Genomic DNA, 1,018 nt, shown 5'->3' on the forward strand with positions numbered 1-1,018 from the left:
AATCACCAAAGGAAGCGCAATTCGCAAAACATCAAACGGAATTTGGACTATTAATTCCCCTTTCAAACTGAACATTAAAACTATCGTAAACAATAACGATATCAATGTTATTGGAGAAATAAAAGGCACATATTTAGTTTCAAACCATTCCGAACCTTTGAGCGCAATTAAAGCATAACGGCTTATGATTCCGAGTGCAAAAGGAATTCCGAGATAGATTCCCACGCTTTCGGCAATTTGTCCAATACTAATGTTCACCTCAAAACCCGTATAACCAAAATAGGGTGGAAGTATAGTGATGAAAACATAAGCATAAACGCTATAAAGTAATACCTGGAAAATACTATTCAATGCAATCAAACCTGCCGCATATTCGCGGTTTCCATCGGCTAAATCATTCCAAACCACAACCATTGCAATACAACGCGCCAATCCAATAAGGATAACACCAATCATATATTCGGGATAGCCATTTAAGAAAAATAAGGCTAATGCAAACATCAGGATTGGTCCGACTATCCAGTTCAAAAATAAGGAAGCTCCGAGAACTTTGGTGTTTTTAAATACTTCTCCCATTTGTTCGTATTTTACTTTTGCCAATGGCGGATACATCATTAGTATCAAGCCGATTGCCAACGGAATATTGGTAGTCCCACTCGAAAAAGAATTGATGAAATTACCACTCGAAGGAATGAAATACCCAATCAAAACTCCTATTACCATTGCCAAGAAAATCCAAAGCGTCAAAAATCGGTCAAGAAAACCTAGTTTCTTTCTTTCTACCACAGGTGCACAATTATTTGCTGACATATTTATGATTTAATTTGAGAGAATACATAGAACATTTCGGTAGCAATTTGCACACTTCTTTCTTCATATTTTTCGGCTTGTTGTGGCGTATTGTCAAAGGCTTTTGGGTCTTCAAAAGTAATTGGAATTCGCAATTCGGCACCAGCAATAAACGGACAACCTTGATCAGCGGAGGAACAAGTCAAAATCGCTGCAAATTCACTTTGTG

General features: G+C 37.4%; 1 protein-coding gene and 1 pseudogene. Both read right to left on the reverse strand.

The window, feature by feature from the left end:
* On the reverse strand, positions 1-810 hold an 810-nt coding region (arsB, locus tag EKL98_RS17400; protein ID WP_126563271.1), incomplete at its 3' end, for an ACR3 family arsenite efflux transporter.
* 2 nt (positions 811-812) lie between these two features.
* Positions 813-1,018 (reverse strand): annotated as a pseudogene (locus EKL98_RS17405) (protein-tyrosine-phosphatase); the annotation flags it as partial.

Source organism: Flavobacterium bomense (assembly GCF_003970355.1).